The organism is Streptomyces sp. NPDC008001 (genome assembly GCF_042958085.1).
In the GTDB taxonomy this organism is placed as follows: Bacteria; Actinomycetota; Actinomycetes; order Streptomycetales; family Streptomycetaceae; genus Streptomyces.
Window position 1 is genome coordinate 156,127 of sequence record NZ_JBIBIZ010000001.1, and the last position, 14,914, is coordinate 171,040.

Annotated in this window: 11 protein-coding genes and 1 pseudogene; 9 read left to right on the forward strand and 3 right to left on the reverse strand. The window is 74.0% G+C overall.

Annotation, left to right across the window (positions count from 1 at the left end):
• The first annotated feature begins 80 nt into the window (after positions 1 to 80).
• Together ACFZCD_RS00730 and ACFZCD_RS00735 are read left to right on the forward strand one after the other, a co-directional pair.
• Positions 81 to 791 carry a hypothetical protein gene (locus tag ACFZCD_RS00730; protein WP_391826403.1) on the forward strand — a complete coding sequence of 237 codons (711 nt, stop codon included), beginning with the start codon at positions 81 to 83 and terminating at the stop codon, positions 789 to 791.
• A gap of 245 nt (positions 792 to 1,036) precedes the next feature.
• Positions 1,037 to 1,975 (forward strand): cytochrome P450, encoded by a 939-nt coding sequence (locus ACFZCD_RS00735; protein ID WP_391826405.1) that lies wholly within the window; start codon positions 1,037 to 1,039, stop codon positions 1,973 to 1,975.
• Here ACFZCD_RS00735 and ACFZCD_RS00740 read toward each other — a convergent pair.
• Positions 1,950 to 3,068, reverse strand: coding sequence for an isoaspartyl peptidase/L-asparaginase family protein (locus ACFZCD_RS00740; RefSeq protein ID WP_391826407.1), 1,119 nt, complete (start codon positions 3,066 to 3,068; stop codon positions 1,950 to 1,952). The genes ACFZCD_RS00735 and ACFZCD_RS00740 overlap by 26 nt on opposite strands.
• Positions 3,069 to 3,204: 136 nt before the next feature.
• Positions 3,205 to 4,005, reverse strand: coding sequence for a class I SAM-dependent methyltransferase (locus ACFZCD_RS00745; RefSeq protein ID WP_391826409.1), 801 nt, complete (start codon positions 4,003 to 4,005; stop codon positions 3,205 to 3,207).
• A 177-nt stretch (positions 4,006 to 4,182) separates the two neighbouring features.
• Between ACFZCD_RS00745 and ACFZCD_RS00750 the strand changes: the two genes are divergently transcribed.
• Together ACFZCD_RS00750 and ACFZCD_RS00755 are read left to right on the forward strand one after the other, a co-directional pair.
• Positions 4,183 to 5,121, forward strand: coding sequence for an N-acetylmuramoyl-L-alanine amidase (locus tag ACFZCD_RS00750; RefSeq protein WP_391826411.1), 939 nt, complete (start codon positions 4,183 to 4,185; stop codon positions 5,119 to 5,121).
• Between the two features lie 209 nt (positions 5,122 to 5,330).
• A pseudogene (locus ACFZCD_RS00755) lies at positions 5,331 to 6,199 on the forward strand (GMC oxidoreductase); the annotation flags it as partial.
• 8 nt (positions 6,200 to 6,207) lie between these two features.
• Here ACFZCD_RS00755 and ACFZCD_RS00760 read toward each other — a convergent pair.
• The gene (locus ACFZCD_RS00760; protein ID WP_391826413.1) at positions 6,208 to 8,346 is read right to left on the reverse strand and encodes a PIG-L family deacetylase; all 2,139 of its coding nucleotides are present in this window, start codon (positions 8,344 to 8,346) and stop codon (positions 6,208 to 6,210) included.
• A gap of 391 nt (positions 8,347 to 8,737) precedes the next feature.
• Between ACFZCD_RS00760 and ACFZCD_RS00765 the strand changes: the two genes are divergently transcribed.
• The 5 genes from ACFZCD_RS00765 to ACFZCD_RS00785 all read left to right on the forward strand — a co-directional run bounded on the left by ACFZCD_RS00765 (position 8,738) and on the right by ACFZCD_RS00785 (position 14,912).
• A complete protein-coding gene (locus ACFZCD_RS00765) occupies positions 8,738 to 9,898 on the forward strand; it encodes an alpha/beta hydrolase (RefSeq protein WP_391826414.1) in 1,161 nt (386 codons plus the stop codon).
• An 81-nt stretch (positions 9,899 to 9,979) separates the two neighbouring features.
• Positions 9,980 to 10,558 (forward strand): helix-turn-helix domain-containing protein, encoded by a 579-nt coding sequence (locus ACFZCD_RS00770; RefSeq protein WP_391826416.1) that lies wholly within the window; start codon positions 9,980 to 9,982, stop codon positions 10,556 to 10,558.
• Positions 10,555 to 11,949, forward strand: a complete 1,395-nt coding sequence (locus ACFZCD_RS00775; protein ID WP_391826418.1) for an MFS transporter — start codon at positions 10,555 to 10,557, stop codon at positions 11,947 to 11,949. Before ACFZCD_RS00770 ends, ACFZCD_RS00775 begins: the two co-directional genes overlap by 4 nt.
• A 57-nt stretch (positions 11,950 to 12,006) precedes the next feature.
• Positions 12,007 to 13,185: an alpha/beta hydrolase family protein gene (locus ACFZCD_RS00780; protein ID WP_391826420.1), complete on the forward strand. Its 1,179-nt coding sequence runs from the start codon at positions 12,007 to 12,009 to the stop codon at positions 13,183 to 13,185.
• A 122-nt stretch (positions 13,186 to 13,307) separates the two neighbouring features.
• Entirely contained in the window at positions 13,308 to 14,912 is a 1,605-nt protein-coding gene (locus ACFZCD_RS00785; protein ID WP_391826421.1) for an alpha/beta hydrolase, read from the forward strand.
• The last annotated feature ends 2 nt before the right edge of the window (positions 14,913 to 14,914 follow it).

Here is a 14,914-nt window from a genome sequence, read left to right on the forward strand (position 1 = left end):
CCGCGGGGCTGCCGTGCCGCCGGCCCCGCCTGCCGAGGCGCGTCGACCCGGAGGCGCCCCGGCCCGTAGGCTCCCCGCTCATGAATGACGACGTGCGCAACATCGTTCTGGGCCTGGTCGCCAGCGGGATCAGCGCTGCCGCGGGCTGGTTCGTCAGAACACAGCTGTGGCGGCGCCAACTCCGCCGCAAACGAGCATTTTTCGGCCTCTCCGCAGGGTCGGAGTGCCTGCTCGTGGTCAACCAGGACCCCGGCGCGAGCGGTTGGGGCGTCGCACGCCACGACGCCTTCGCGCTGCTGGAGATCGCCGCACTGATCAAGGAGTGCGGGGCGCACGCGGACATCGTGGTGCACGACGCCGCCCGCCAGGGGATCGGCGTGCGCACCGAGTTCTGCGTCGGCGGGCCGGTGTCGAACCGCCGCACCGAGGCCCACCTCCGCTCGCTGCTGCCCGGCGTCGGGGTCGACACCGGCCACGAGGGCCCCGACGCGGGCGCGTTCACCATCGGCGGCGAGACGTACCGGATGGACAAGGGGACGACCGAGTACGCCCTGCTCGCCCGGCTGGCCGGGCCCGGCGGGAGCCGGCCGGTCTTCCTCGTCTCCGGTCAGCGCAGCGTCACCAACCAGGCCGCCATAAGGTACCTGGCCCGGCACCACGCCCCGCTCGCCCGCCGGCACGGGCTCGACGGCACGTTCTGCCTGCTGCTGAAGGTCGTGAACTCGGAGGCGTACGGGCCGGACATGGTGGAACTGGTCGCCGACGTCACCACGGCGGCCACCGCAGGCTGACCCGGCCGGGCGGACACGCGCCCCGCACGCGCCCTGGCCATGCCCCGGCCGTGCGCCTGATCACCCGCCCCCGACGCGTACCCCGCACTCACCCGGACCGGCGGCACCGGCCGTGCGGCGGTTCCTTCCGCGGTGGCGGCTTCGCTACGGTGGCCGCGCCCAGCCGACCCGGGAGGCAGACCGATGACGCCACCGGCTCCCCGTCAGCCCCGGCGGCCCGCGGGCTCCGGCCTGCGGGCGGCATGATGCGGCGGACGATCCCCGAGACGATGGACGGCTGGCAGGACGGCCGGGAAACCGACCTCGGCCGCGAGCTGTTCGCCCTCGCCACCAAGACCGCGGTGCGGGCGCTCTTCGGCGCCGACCTGCCGCCCGCCGAGGCCCGCGAACTGCACGACGCCCTGGACACCTTCCTCACGGGCATCTACCGGCAGTCGCTCCTGCCGGGGGCCGGCCGGCTGCCCGCCCCCGGCAACCGCCGCTACGCCCTGGCCCTGGCCCTGGCCTGCTGGCGGGCGCACACGACCCGCCTCATCGAGGCCCGCCGCGCGCACGCCGCTAGTACCTCTGCCCGAAGTGCTGCCGAACCTTCGGGCGGCCACAAGGACGTCCTCTCCCATCTGCTGTCCGTCCGCACGCCCGAGGGCGCACCGGTCGCCGACCACGTCATCCACGACCAGGCCACGGCCCTCGTCCTCGCCGGCTCCGAGACCACGGCCGCCGCGCTGGCCTGGTCCTGCCACCTCCTGTCGCGCCACCCCGGGACCGAGGAAGAACTGTCCGCGGAAGCACGCGGCGTCCTGCGGGGGCGGGCCGCCACGCAGGACGACCTGCCCCGGCTCCCGCTGACGACGCGCGTCGTCACCGAGGCCCTGCGCCTGTACCCGCCGGCATGGCTCATCCCGCGGAACACCACCCGGGAGACGGAGCTCGCGGGCCTGCGCCTGCCGGCCGGCAGCACGGTGGTGTTCAGCCCGTACGTCGTCCACCGCCGCGGCGACCTCTACCCCGGGCCCGCCCGCTTCCTGCCCGGCCGCCGGGCGGCGGACCGGGCACCGGGCGCCCCGGAACTTAGGGCCTGCGCCCGAGCGGCTGCCGATGTACCTGTACGCGCGGTGAGCCGGCGCCGGCGGCCGGGCGGGCCGCCGGGCAGGCGCCTCACTCGCCGGGGAACACCTTCGTGACCACCTCGCCGCCGGCGGTCACGTAGCCGTAGAGCATGCCTTCACTGCTGTACGGGGCGGCCAGCACCCCGCGGGGGTCGAGCGCGATCACTCCGCCGGTGCCGCCCAGGGCGGTGAGCCGCTCGTGCACGACCTCGTGGGCGGCCGTGGCCACGTCCCGGCCGCCGAACTCCACGAGATGGGAGATCGTCGCCGTCGCGGCACCGCGGACGAAGACCTCGCCCTGCCCGGTGGCGCTCGCCGCGACGGTGCCGTTCTTCGCGTACGTCCCCGCCCCCACGAGCGGGGAGTCGCCCACCCGGCCCGCCATCTTGTTGGTCATCCCGCCCGTGGACGTCGCGGCCGCGAGGTCCCGGCCGCGGTCGACGGCGACCGCACCGACCGTGCCCGTCGCGGCCTCGCCCACGGCCTTCGCACCCATGGTCTTCCCGCCCGCGCCCGGTGCCCGGCCGCGGCCGCTCTGCTCCTTGGCCTGCATCAGGCTGTCCCAGCGCGCCTGCGTCCAGTAGTAGTCCTGGGTGACCACCGGCAGGCCGTTGCGCGCGGCGAAGTCGTCGGCGCCCTGTCCCGCCAGCAGCACGTGCGGGGTCCGCTCCATCACGAGCCGGGCCGCGGAGACGGGGTTGCGCACGTGGCGGACGCCGGCGACGGCACCGGCCGCCAGGTCCGAGCCGCGCATGACCGACGCGTCCAGCTCGTGCCCCGCGTCCTCCGTGAAGACCGCGCCCTTGCCCGCGTTGAACAGCGGGTCGTCCTCCAGCGACCGTACGGCGGCCTCGACCGCCGCCACACTGCTGCCGCCGTCCCGCAGCACCTTCCGGCCGGCGCGCAGGGCGGCGGCCAGCCCGTCCCGGTAGGCCTTCTCCGTACGGGCATCGGTGTCCTCGCGCCGTAACGCCGTCCCGGCACCGCCGTGCACGGCGAGCACGACTCCGGTGGCCTCCGGCCGCGGCGCCCCGCGGCCCGGCCCGGCGGTCACGGCCGTGGTCCCGGCGGGCTCCGAGGCCGGCTGCGGCAGCGCCGCGAGCGTCGCCACGACCGCCACCAGGGCGGTGAGCACGGGAAGGAACCGGAGTCTCGAACGCACACGCATGGGCTCTCTCCTCGCAAGCTCGGGTGTCCCGCTCACCTTGCCGAGGAGACCGCCGGGACGGAACGGGAACCGGGGCGGCGGAACGGGATCCGGAGGAAACGGCCGGGAACGCCGTCTTGCCGTCGCGCACGGGACGTCACACGGGCTTGCGGGCCTCGATGAGGAAGCGCGCCGAGTGGGCGACGAACGGGCCCTCCGCCCGGATGCGCTCGTGCAGCTGGCGCAGGCGGTCGCGGTACTCGCCGACGGTGAAGCCGGGGACCATCCAGATCACCTTCCGCAGGAAGTAGATCACCGCGCCGATGTCAAAGAACTCCATGCGCAGGGTCTCGGAGCGCAGGTCGACGACGCCGAGCCCCGCGGCCTCCGCCTCCCGCCGCTCGTCGTCGGGGTGGCGCCTGCGCCGGACCTCCTCCGGCTGCGGTCCCAGGAAGTACTCGACCAGCTCGAAGGCGCTGGCCGGGCCCACGTGCTGCGCGAGGTACGTGCCGCCCGGCCGCAGCACGCGGGCGATCTCCTCCCACCACACGGTCGCCGGGTGACGGCTGGTCACGAGGTCGAACGCCTCGTCGGCGAACGGGAGCGGCGGCTCGCCGGGATCCGCGACCACGACCGCCCCCAGGGGGTGCAGCAGCTTCGTCGCCTTCGCGACGTTGGGCGGCCAGGACTCGGTGGCCACCATCGTGCGGGGCAGCCGCCGCGCGCCGGCGAGGACCTCGCCGCCGCCCGTCTGGACGTCGAGGGCCGCGTCCACCTGCGCCAGGCGTTCGCTCATCGTCCGCTGATAGCCCCAGGACGGGCGCTCTTCGGTGGCCCGGCCCTCCAGCCAGGAGAAGTCCCAGCCGGCCACGGGTGCGGCCTCCGCCTCCGCCACCAGATCGTCGAAGCTCCGCCGGGCATCGGCGGTATCAGGGGTCCCCGGATTATTTGATGACATATCAGAAGTAATACCTCAAAGCCCTCCGCGCTTCCCCCGCCTTTCCGGGGCGGCCTTCACCACCGGAGCCTTTCATTCCTGGTGGCAGGGGATGGGGGAACGGGCATACCGCGAACAGACGTGCGTGTCGCCGTGCGGTGCGGCGCGCACCCAGCCCCCCAGCCCCGAGGAGTCGTGATGGCCTGGTACCCGGGCGCCACGAAGATGGAGCTCCAGCCGGAGTCGGACGACCAGCCGGCGATCCGGCCCACCCAGTTCATCCTGCACAGCATGGGCGCGCCCTGGACCGCGCGCCGCCTCTACGAGTACTGGCGCGACAGCAACCTGGAGTCGCATTTCGGCCTCGGCTACGACGGCGACCTCGCGCAGTACATCGGCACCCAGACCCGCGCCGACGCCAACTACCGGGCCAACCGGCGCCCGGACGGCACGGGCGCCGTGAGCATCGAGACCGCCTCCAACACGGACCACACCGACCCGTGGAACGCCCGGCAGATCGAGAGACTGGTCGAGGTGGGGGTGTGGCTGCACCAGTACCACGGCCTGCCGTTACGCATCTGCGGCGCGTGGGACGAGCCGGGCTACGGCTACCACCGGCTGTTCCCCGAGTGGTCCACGAGCGGCACGGCCTGCCCCGGCGACGCCCGCGTGGCACAGTTCCGCGACGTGGTCTTCCCCGCCATCGCCGCCCGCGCCTCCGGCAGGCCCGCGGATCCCCCGCAGGGCGGCGCCGCGCCCCGGACGCTCGGCGAGTACAGCGACGCGCGGACGGCGCTCGCCCCCGGCGCCTGGACGACCCTCTCCGTCAACGGCGAGGCGCTCATCAGCGGGGCGAAGGCGTACACGGCCACCGTCTTCCTGACCGTCAGCGTCCCCGCGGGCAGCACGCTCCAGGGCCGCTTCTACCACCAGCGGCCGGACGGCTCCCGCTGGGACGGCCCGATCGTCGAGCGCATCGCGACGGTGGGCGCGTCCTTCGTCGACTTCACCCACCAGGGATCCGTCTCGGACGGCGAGACCGTCCGCTTCGAGGCGTGCTACGACCCGCCGGCGCCGGGCGTCCGCGACCCGGGCACCGTCTCCACGTCCCGGGCGCGCGGCCTGTACTGGACGTGAGACCGTTGCCCGCACTCTCTGTATTCCTTCACTGACTCACTACTACTTTTGGTGCGGTGTCGAAGAGCAAGGATCACGCCACCGAGGCCGGAACGGCCGGTCCGTCACGCCGCCGTCTGCTGGGCTGGGCCGCCCTCGGCGCGGCGTCCCTCGCCGGGGCGACCACGGTCACGGCGGCCGGCGCCCGTGCGGCCGCCCCCGGCCCGGCCGGCAGTGGCTCGCTCGTCATCGGCGGCATCGCCGCGGTCCCCCGGCGGGCGTACTTCGAGGAGGTGCTGCCGCAGGTCGACGCCGCAGAGATGTACGCCCGGCACTTCCCCCGTGCCACGGCCATGCTCCGGGCGAACCGCGTCGACCCGGACTGGTTCGAGCAGACGGAGTGGTACCGCTTCGCGCGCGTCGCCCGCGCCTCGGCCGCGAAGGCGGGCCTGCGCACGGCCTTCGTCCCCAGCGTCTACGACTTCGCCCACATGCGGCGCGAGGCCGCCGGCGAGGTGCCGAAGTCCGCCCTCGCCGCCGAGGCCATGTACGGCAACAACCACGGCAAGCAGAGCCTGGACAAGACCTATCTCGCCGCCGCGCTCGGCACGGGCAGGGTCACCATCGAGACCCTGCACCACGTCACGGCGATCACCCGCCGGCCGGAGCCCGCCGGATTCGAGACCGGCATCAGCATGTACCTGGCCGTGACCAGGACCCCGAGCGCGGCACCTTCGTCCACGACGGTGCCACGGACCGCGTCCTGCTGCGGTGGGACCGGAGCCAGAACGCCCCGGCCGTGGCCTCGGCGAAGGCGTTCTTCGACCGGATCAACAAGGCCAACGGCACCGACTACCGCTACGACCTGTCCGGGCCGCGGGCGAAGGCGTTCGGGGACGACTTCTGCTACCACCCGCTCGGCGGCTGTGTCCTGGGCAGGGCGACGGACGCGTACGGGCGGGTCGCCGGCTACCGCAACCTGTACGTGGCGGACGGCGCGCTGATCCCGGGCTCGATCGGCGTGAACCCGTTCGCGACGATCACGGCGCTGGCCGAGCGGAACATCGAACGGGTCATCGCGGAGGACGCCCGGCGGTAGCCGCGGGCTTACGACTGCACGTTCGTACGGGCCTTGCCGTCGTGGGCGATCCAGTCCGTGAACGCGTCCTTGCCGGTGCCGCGCAGCCGCGCGCTGCTGAGCCGGTTGTCCAGGCCCATGACGACCACGACCGGGTTGCCCTTGCCGTCGAGCGCGACGCCGGGGACCGCGCGGTGCGGGATGCCGTCCTCGGCCCACGGGCCCGGGCGGCCCGAGCCGGCGGACAGCCGGACGTGCCCCTTGCCGTCGTGATCGGTGAGGACGGTCGTGTTCCCGGCCTGGACGATCGCGACCCGGTTGTGGCCGCCGAGCGGCTCGCACTGGGTGGAGATCCGCCAGCCCTTGTCGTCCCCGAGCCGGTCGGCGATCAGCACCCGCGAGGTGCGGGGCTGGCGCATGGCCATGCGCATGCCGCCGTTCGCGAGGGGGGCGAGGGAGAGCGGGCCGGTGGCGGCCGGGAGCTTCGTGGGGTCGGTCATCTGCAGCGGGGCGCCGGTGCCCTGCGACATCCAGTGGTACACGGTCTTGGTGTCGGCGGCCACGAGGTGGATCCGGCCCTGGCTGTCGAGGGCGGCGTCGAGGCCGTCCTCGGCCTTCACGGGCTGGCCGGAGGCGGGCAGCGTCTCCCAGTCGGAGAAGTCCTTGCCGCCGGCGCCGCTGCGGAGGGCCACCTCGCCCTCGAAGGTGCGGACGAAGACGTGGACCGTGCCGTCGTTGCCGGCGACGGCGACGGGGTAGCCCATCTCCATCGTGCGCTCGGGGTCCTGCTCGGGGGAGCCGAGCGACTCCCAGGGGCCGAACGACGGGGTGCCGCCGGAGCCCTTGCCGCTCTGCAGTGCGGTGACGACCTCGCGCCGGTGCGGCTGGTCCTTCGCGGGGAGCACCGTGCGTATGGAGAACAGCTGCAGGGTGCCGTCGGAGTGGCGCACCGCCTGTATCTGGCCCTCCAGCATCGAGCCGCCGACGGTGGTGGGCGTGGACCAGATGCCGCTGCCGGCTCTTGCCTCGGTCCAGCACTGGGCGGCGCCGTCGAGGAGGCCGAACGCCGCGAGGCGGCCGTCGGGCAGGGGCTGCACCCAGCGCATCGTGCCGGTGGCGCGGTGGCGGCAGTTGCTCGACCAGCCGAGGTACTTGTTCCGGGAGGTGCTGCCGACCTTGCGGTCGCCGCAGCCCGCGTCGTCGCCGCAGTCCTTGCCGTCGGCCCAGCCGTAGGTGTCGAGGAACTTGAGCTTGTGGTCGGTGACGGCCTTGTCGAGGTTGGCGGGCAGGTGGGCGACCTCGTAGCCGACGTAGCTGTCCACGGCCGTCGGCCGGGCGTGCTTGCGGCCCCAGTACTCGGCGAGCGCGGCCTGGGCGAAGAACGCCGACGTGGTGTGGTCCTGGTGGTCGTACTTGGCTATGCCGCGCAGGACGGGCGGCGCGTCGGGGAACTCCGGCGGCTTCGGCAGGTGCGCCGGGTTCGGGTCCAGGGTGCGGACGACGGTCGGCTGGTAGCGCTCGAAGATCGCGACGAGGGTGTCGATGACCTGCTGGCGGCCGTACTGGAAGGTGCGCTTGACCGGGCTGCCGGCCGGCAGGAGCGTCGTCAGCTTGGGGGTCGCCCCGAGCCACAGGCCGCGCAGGCTCTCCTTGCGCGGGTTGCGCAGGGTGCGGGCCTCGATCAGCTCCAGGAAGATCAGCTGGACCTGGGGGGCGGCGCGCAGCGTGTGCAGCTCGACCTGGATGCCGGGAAGCAGGGACAGCGGCTCCACGGTCCAGGGGCTGAGCCAGTCGCCGGTGGCCATCTGGGCGGTCGCCTCGCGGAAGCCGTTGAGCCGGGCGCGGACGAACTCGCCGCGCTTCTCGGGCAGCCGCTTGTAGCCGCGGGCGGTCGACAGCTCGTTGCGGCCGTCGGACTCGCCGCCGGTGAGGCAGACCGTGACGGAGGGGCCGCCGCCGAGGATCGACTGCTCCAGCTCCGGGTTCATGAAGTAGAGGGAGTCGTCGGGGTGGGCGATGACGTGCACGAAGGACTCGGACGTCGTGGCCTTGGCGGGCCGCACCGGGTGGCTCTCCTGCCCGGACTTCTTCGCGTCCGGGGCCAGCCACTGCCAGGCACCCACCGCGCCCGTTCCGAGGACGATGCCGCCGCCCGCGACCTGGAGCACGCGTCGGCGCGGTATGTGCCCTGGCACAGCTGTTCCCCCAACTCTGCTGCGCGGAAGCGCAGTGGAAAAGCGAAAGGGCGATTAGAACTAATCGCCCGTGGATCATGCGTTCGATCTTATGAAACGCAACCTGCTGTTTCCCCGCTGTTTTGTAACAGCCGTACATCGGCCGCGTGTAGTTTCGTGCGCGGTTCCGCAACGCGGCGCGCGGGCCGGGGGCGGGGGTGACCGACGGTCGCGCGCCGGTCGCGGAGCGGCTCGGAAACCGCATCCCCGGCGGCCACCCCCTACCGAGGTATCACCCCGGGATTGGCTCCCGGGGGTGACGCCCTCCCCGGCGTGATCTCCCTAGCTTTCCCCCGTCACGTCACAGGGCGAGGGAGAGACGTTCATGGGCCGCTTCAAGCGCACACTGGTTGCCGCCGCGCTGGCCACCACGGTCGTCGCGGGCACGGCGGGCTGGGCTGCCGGCAGCGAGCAGGCGGCCGTCACCGGGCCGCCCGCCGGCACGGCCGAATGGCGCGCGGACCACTTCCTGCACCGCACCCTGCCGGACCCGGCGACGGCCACGCCGCGCACGGTCGCCGCGTTCTTCGCGAGCCTCACCGAGGACCAGCGCGGGGAACTGGCGGCCCGCCACCCCCTGGTGACCGGCAATCTCGACGGCGCGCCCGTCGCCCTCCGCTACGAGGCCAACCGCCGGGCGATAGCCGCCGAGCGGGAGAAGGCCCTGGCCCGGGCGGGGGACGCCGGCCTGCCGCGCGCCGTGCGGGAAGAGGCCCGGGAGCGGGCCGGTCACTGCGAGCGGCTCCTCGCGCCGGGCCGCCGGATCCTGGCCTTCGACCCCCGCGGGCGCGGCCAGGTCGCCGAGGTGTCCGGCGACCTGACGACGGCCCGGCACACCGCCGTCGTCGTACCGGGCTCGGACATCGACCTCGCCTCCTTCGACCGCTCGCACGACCGGTACGGCACGCCTGCCGGAATGGCCGCCGCGCTGCGGTCCGAGATGGAGCGCCGGGCGCCCGGCACCCCGGCCGCCGTCATCGCCTGGGCCGGCTACACCACGCCCGTCGGCCTCGGCGTTGACGCCGCCACCGGCCGGCTCGCGCGGGCCGGAGCCGTCCGGCTGGAGCGCCTCCTCGCCGGGCTGGCCGCCGCCGCGGCCACTCCCGCCGCGCCGCCGCCCGCCGTCTTCTGCCACAGCTACGGCTCGGTCGTCTGCGGACTGGCCGCGCCCTCCCTCGACCGCACCGAGGCGGCCGACCTCGTCGCGCTCGGCAGCCCCGGCATGCGGGCCGGCACGGTGAAGGACCTGCACACCGGCACCCGTGTCTGGGCGGCCGCGCGCAACCCCTCGGACTGGATCGGCAAGGTGCCCAACGTCGACCTCATGGGCCTCGGCCACGGCACCGACCCGACCTCCCCGGAGTTCGGCGCCCGCCTCGTCCCCACCGGCGGCGCCCACGGCCACACCGGCTACTTCACCCCCGGCACGGACTCCCTCCGCAACTTCGCGGACATCGCCCTCGGTGCGTACGCCTCGGTCCGCTGACCCGGCGGCCGGCCCCGGCCCCGGGGCGGATCGCCAAGGTTTCTTTGCAAAGGACCCTTGGTGATCTCTACGGTGGGGGCCATGACCGATGTGATCCTGGACGCCAAGGGCCTGCGCGCCCTGGCCCACCCCGTACGCGTGCAGCTGACCGGGCTGCTGCGGATGTACGGGCCCTCGACCGCCACCCGGCTCGCCGAGCGGCTCGGCATCGTCTCGGGGGCCGCCAGCTACCACCTGCGGCAGCTCGCCTCGGCGGGCTTCGTCGCCGAGGACACCGAACTGGGCAACGCCCGCGAGCGCTGGTGGCGCGCCGTCCACCGGGTCACCCGGATCGAGGACGAAGACCTCGCCGAGCAGGAGCCCGAGGCCATGCTCGGCTTCGTCCGGGGCGTCGCCGCCGCCCACGCCCTCCGCACCCAGATCGCCGTCGCCGCCTACCCCGCCCTGCCGCGCCCCTGGCGCGAAGCGCTCGACATGAGCGACTGGATCCTCCGGCTCACCCCGCAGGAGGCGGTGGAGCTCGACGGCGAACTCCGGGCCGTGATCGAGCGGTACCGGCAGGACGGGCCCGGTGCGGACGCTCCCGCAGGCGCCGAACGCGTCTCGCTGGTCCTGCACCTCCTGCCCGACCCGGCCGCGGACGGGCAGGACGCCGCATGACCTCCTCCGCCTCCCCGGCCGGCCCGATACCCGCCGGCGACGAGCAGCAGTCCCCGCACCCCGCGCCCGCGCCCGCCCGCAGCATCCGTCCCCTCGCCGGCGTCCTCGCAGCAACCGCCGTCTCCGTGACCGGCACGCGCGTATCGGCGGTCGCCCTGCCCTGGTTCGTCCTCGTCACCACCGGCAGCGCCGTGCAGACCGGGCTCGTCGCCTTCTGCGAGATGACCCCGTACGTGCTGGTGAAGATGTTCACCGGCCCGCTGGTGGACCGGGTCGGACCGCGCGTCATCTCGTGGTCGGCCGACTCCCTCAGCGCCGTGGCCGCCGCGCTGATCCCCGCGCTCCACGCCTTCGGCCTGCTGCCCTTCTGGCTCCTGCTCACCCTCGTCGCGGTGATCGGCGCCGTGCGCGGGCCCGGTGACCTGGCCAAGGAGATCATGGTCCCGGAGGCGGCCGAGCGCAGCAGGGTCCCGCTGGAGCGGGCGACCGGCCTGTCCGGCGTCACCGAACGCCTCGCCTCCACCGTCGGCCCGGCGGCCGGCGGCGCGCTCGTGGCGCTCCTCGGTCCCATGGCCGGCCTCGTCGTCAACGCGGCCTCCTTCGTCCTGGGCTCCCTCGTCATCGCACTCGTCCTGCCCCGCGGCATGGGCGGCGCCGTGCGTCCCGGCGACGGTGACGGCCACACGTCACCGGACGGCTCCGCGGCGGGCGAACCGGCGGGCTACTGGCGCCGCTTCGGGGAGGGCTTCGCCTTCCTGCGCGGCGAACCCCTGCTGCTCACCGTCATCGTCATGGTCGGCATCACCAACCTCATCGAAGCGGGCTTCGCGGCCGTCCTCGTGCCCGTCTGGGCCGAGCGGTCCGGCGGCGGACCCGCCGTCATCGGGCTCATGAGCAGCACCTCGGGCATCGCTTCCGTCTGCGGCAGCCTCATCGCCGCGGCGCTCGCCCACCGGATGCGCCGCCGGCCCGTGTTCTTCGCGGGCTTCCTGCTCGCGGGCGCACCGAAGTTCGTGGTGCTCGCGTGCGGCGCTCCGCTGTGGGCGGTGCTCACGGTGTTCGCCCTGAGCGGTTTCGGCGGCGGGTTCCTCAACCCCATCCTCGGTGCCGTCTCCTTCGAGCGCGTGCCGCGCGGCCTCCTGGGCCGGGTGCGGGCGCTCGGCGACTCCCTCGCCTGGGCCGGCATCCCCCTCGGCGGCCTGCTCGCCGGGCTCGCCGTCACCTCCGCCGGGCTCGTCCCCGTCCTCCTGGCGAGCGGTGCGCTGTACTTCCTCACCACCAACCTGGCCGGACTGCGCCCGGAATGGCGCGAGATGGACCGCCGGAGGAAGGACGTCCGCGACGGCGGCGAGGAATTCGCCGCACCGCGCGAAGAGGCCCTGCAGGGCTGATCGTCTCCGACTTGAGGGTGACGTCCGCACCCTTCCGGCCGGATTAGCGTAATGATCATGAAGTGGAAAACGCGGAAAACGACGCGGCGGTCCTTCGTGGCCGCCGCGCTCCTCATGGCCTGTGCCGCTCCCCAGATCCCCGCCGCGGCCGCCGCGGCAACACCGCAACAGGCCCCGGGACAGCAGCCGGGACAGCTGCCCGCACGCACGAAGGCCGGCGCTCCGGCCGAGGTCCCGGCGCCCACGGGCAAGGAGCCGGTGGGCACGAAGACCCTGCGCCTCGTCGACGACTCGCGCAACGACCCCTGGAAGCCCGCCGCCGGCAAGCGGGAGCTGATGGTCACGCTCTGGTACCCGGCCCGGCACCGGGGGGAGCGGGACGCCCCGTACATGTCGAAGGCGCTGTCCAAGGCGTGGCTCGGCCAGGAGGACCTGGCCGGCGTGCGCACCAACGCCACCACCGGCGCCCGGCCGGCCCCCGGGGCGCGGCCGCTGGTCGTGCTGTCACCGGGCTTCGGGATGCCCCGTGAAACGCTCACCGGGCTCGGCGAGGACCTCGCGTCCCGCGGGTACGCCGTGGCCGCGGTCGACCACACCTACGAAGCCCCGGTGGAGTTCCCCGGCGGGCGCATCGAGACGTGCGAGATCTGCGAGAAGCGCGACCTCTCCGACGTCGTAACGAACCGGGCCGCGGACTTCCGGTTCGTGCTCGACCGGCTGACCGGTCCCGGGAGCCCGCTCGCCGTCGACGCCCGCCGGATCGCCGTCGTGGGGCACTCCGTCGGGGGCGCGAGCGCGGTGCGGGCCCTGCAGGACGACCCGCGCGTGGACGCCGCCGTCAATCTCGACGGCAACTTTCCCCAGAAGCTCACCGCCCCGGTGAACAAGCCCGTGATGCTGGTCGGTGCGCAGCGCGCCGGCAACGCCGAGCACATGGAGGACTGGGACAAGGCCTGGGGTCACCTGACGGGCTGGAAGCGCTGGTTCGACGTCCCCGAGGGCGGCCACATGACCTTCACCGACGCCCCCTGGCTCGTCGACAGCTTCGGCCTGCCGGGGCAGATGCCGCCGGGCGACGTCAAGAAGGCCTACGGCAGCCTGCACGGCACCCGCTCGACCGCGCTCACCCGGGCGTACGTGGGCGCCTTCCTCGACCGGCACCTGCGCGGCACCCCGGGCCCGCTGCTCGACCGGCCGTCCGCGGCGTACCCCGAGGTCGGCCTGCTCCGGAAGTAGGAGCGCTCCCAAGGGTTCCGGGGGTGGCACCAGCACCACCCCCGGAACGGATGGCAGAGGGATCGATCACGGCCCCGCCGCCCGGGAACATCGAACCGTCAAGCAACGCCCAGGAGGTTTCGATGTTCGAGTCCAGGAAGTCGCGGCGGGCCGTCTGTGCCGCCTCCGTCGTGTCGGCAGCCGTGGCCGCGGTGATCGCGGCCGGTGCCGTCCCGGCGGGAGCCGTGACCGCACGGCCGCAGCCGGCCGCGGCGGCGCCCGCGGCGGTGACCGTGCCCGAGCGGTACGCGTCCCAGAAGCTGGACTGGAAGCCCTGCCCCGACGTGGCGCCCGGCCTGGAGTGCGCGGAGATGACCGTCCCGCGCGACTGGCACCACCCGGACGCGGGCAAGGACCTCACCATCGCCGTGTCGCGCGTGCGCGCGAGCGGCCCGGCCCAGCGGCTCGGCGTGCTGATGATGGCCGCCGGCGGCCCGGGCGGCTCCGGCCTCAAGCGGCCGGCGGCACTCGCCAAGAAGGCGGCCTCCATAAGCGCCGCCTACGACATCGTCAGCTTCGACCAGCGGGGCGTCGGCAAGAGCACGCCGCTGCAGTGCCAGACCCAGGAAGAGCTCGACGCCCTCTTCGCCGGGGACTTCCGCGACCGCTCGCCCGAAGCCGTCCGGCGCACGATCGCCAACTCCCGCAAGTTCGCCGAAGCCTGCGGCGAGAAGCACGGCGACCTCCTCCCGTACATCACCACCGAGCAGACCGTGCGCGACATGGACCTCCTCCGCTCCCTGCTCGGCGAGCGGAAGATCTCCTACTACGGGGCCTCCTACGCCACCATGGTCGGCGCCTACTACGCCTCGCTCTTCCCCCAGCGCCTCGAACGCGCCGTCCTGGACAGCAACATCGCCTTCGAGGGGACCTGGGAGGACTTCGAGAAGGGCCAGCCCAAGAGCTTCCAGCGCCGCTTCGAGCAGGACTTCCTGCCCTGGCTCGCGAAGAACGACGCCACCTACCACTACGGGCGGACCGCCGCCGAGGCCAAGGCCACCTGGGAGAGGCGCCGCAGCGCGCTGCACGACCGGCCCCTCGGCCTCGACGGCGGCAAGACCAAGGGGAAGACCGTCGACCCCAACCGCTTCGACAGCGGCACCATCCAGGCGATCTACGACTCGCGGCAGGGCTTCCCGGCACTCGCGACGGCCCTGGCCGCGCTGGAGCACTGGGACAGCGCCACGCCCGCCGAACGGCAGGCCGCCGACACCGTCTTCGGCTCCTACCTCGCGCCCAACTTCTTCGCCGAGTTCCTCTCCGTGACCTGCGCCGACACGCCCTGGACCCGCGACACCGGCTACTGGGTCCGGCGCAGCGCCGAGGACACCGCCAAGTACCCCCTGGCCGGCGCCCGGGAGCTCGCGCTGACCACCGCCTGCGCGGCCTGGCCCACGCCCCCGGCGCCGCGCGTGAAGGTCACCGGCAAGGACGTGCCGCCCGTCCTCATGCTCAACTCCCTGCACGACCCGGCCACCTACTACGAGGGCGCGCAGCGCGCCCACCGGGCCCTGCGCGGCTCGCGCCTGGTCACGGTCACCGGCGGCGACCACGGCGTGTACCTCAACGGGAACGCGTGCGCCGACGCGGCCGTGGACACGTACCTCCTGTCGGGAGAGCTGCCCGCCCGGGACGTCACCTGCGAGCCGGCTGCGTCGTCCCCGGCTCCGTCGTCCTCGGGCCGGTAGCC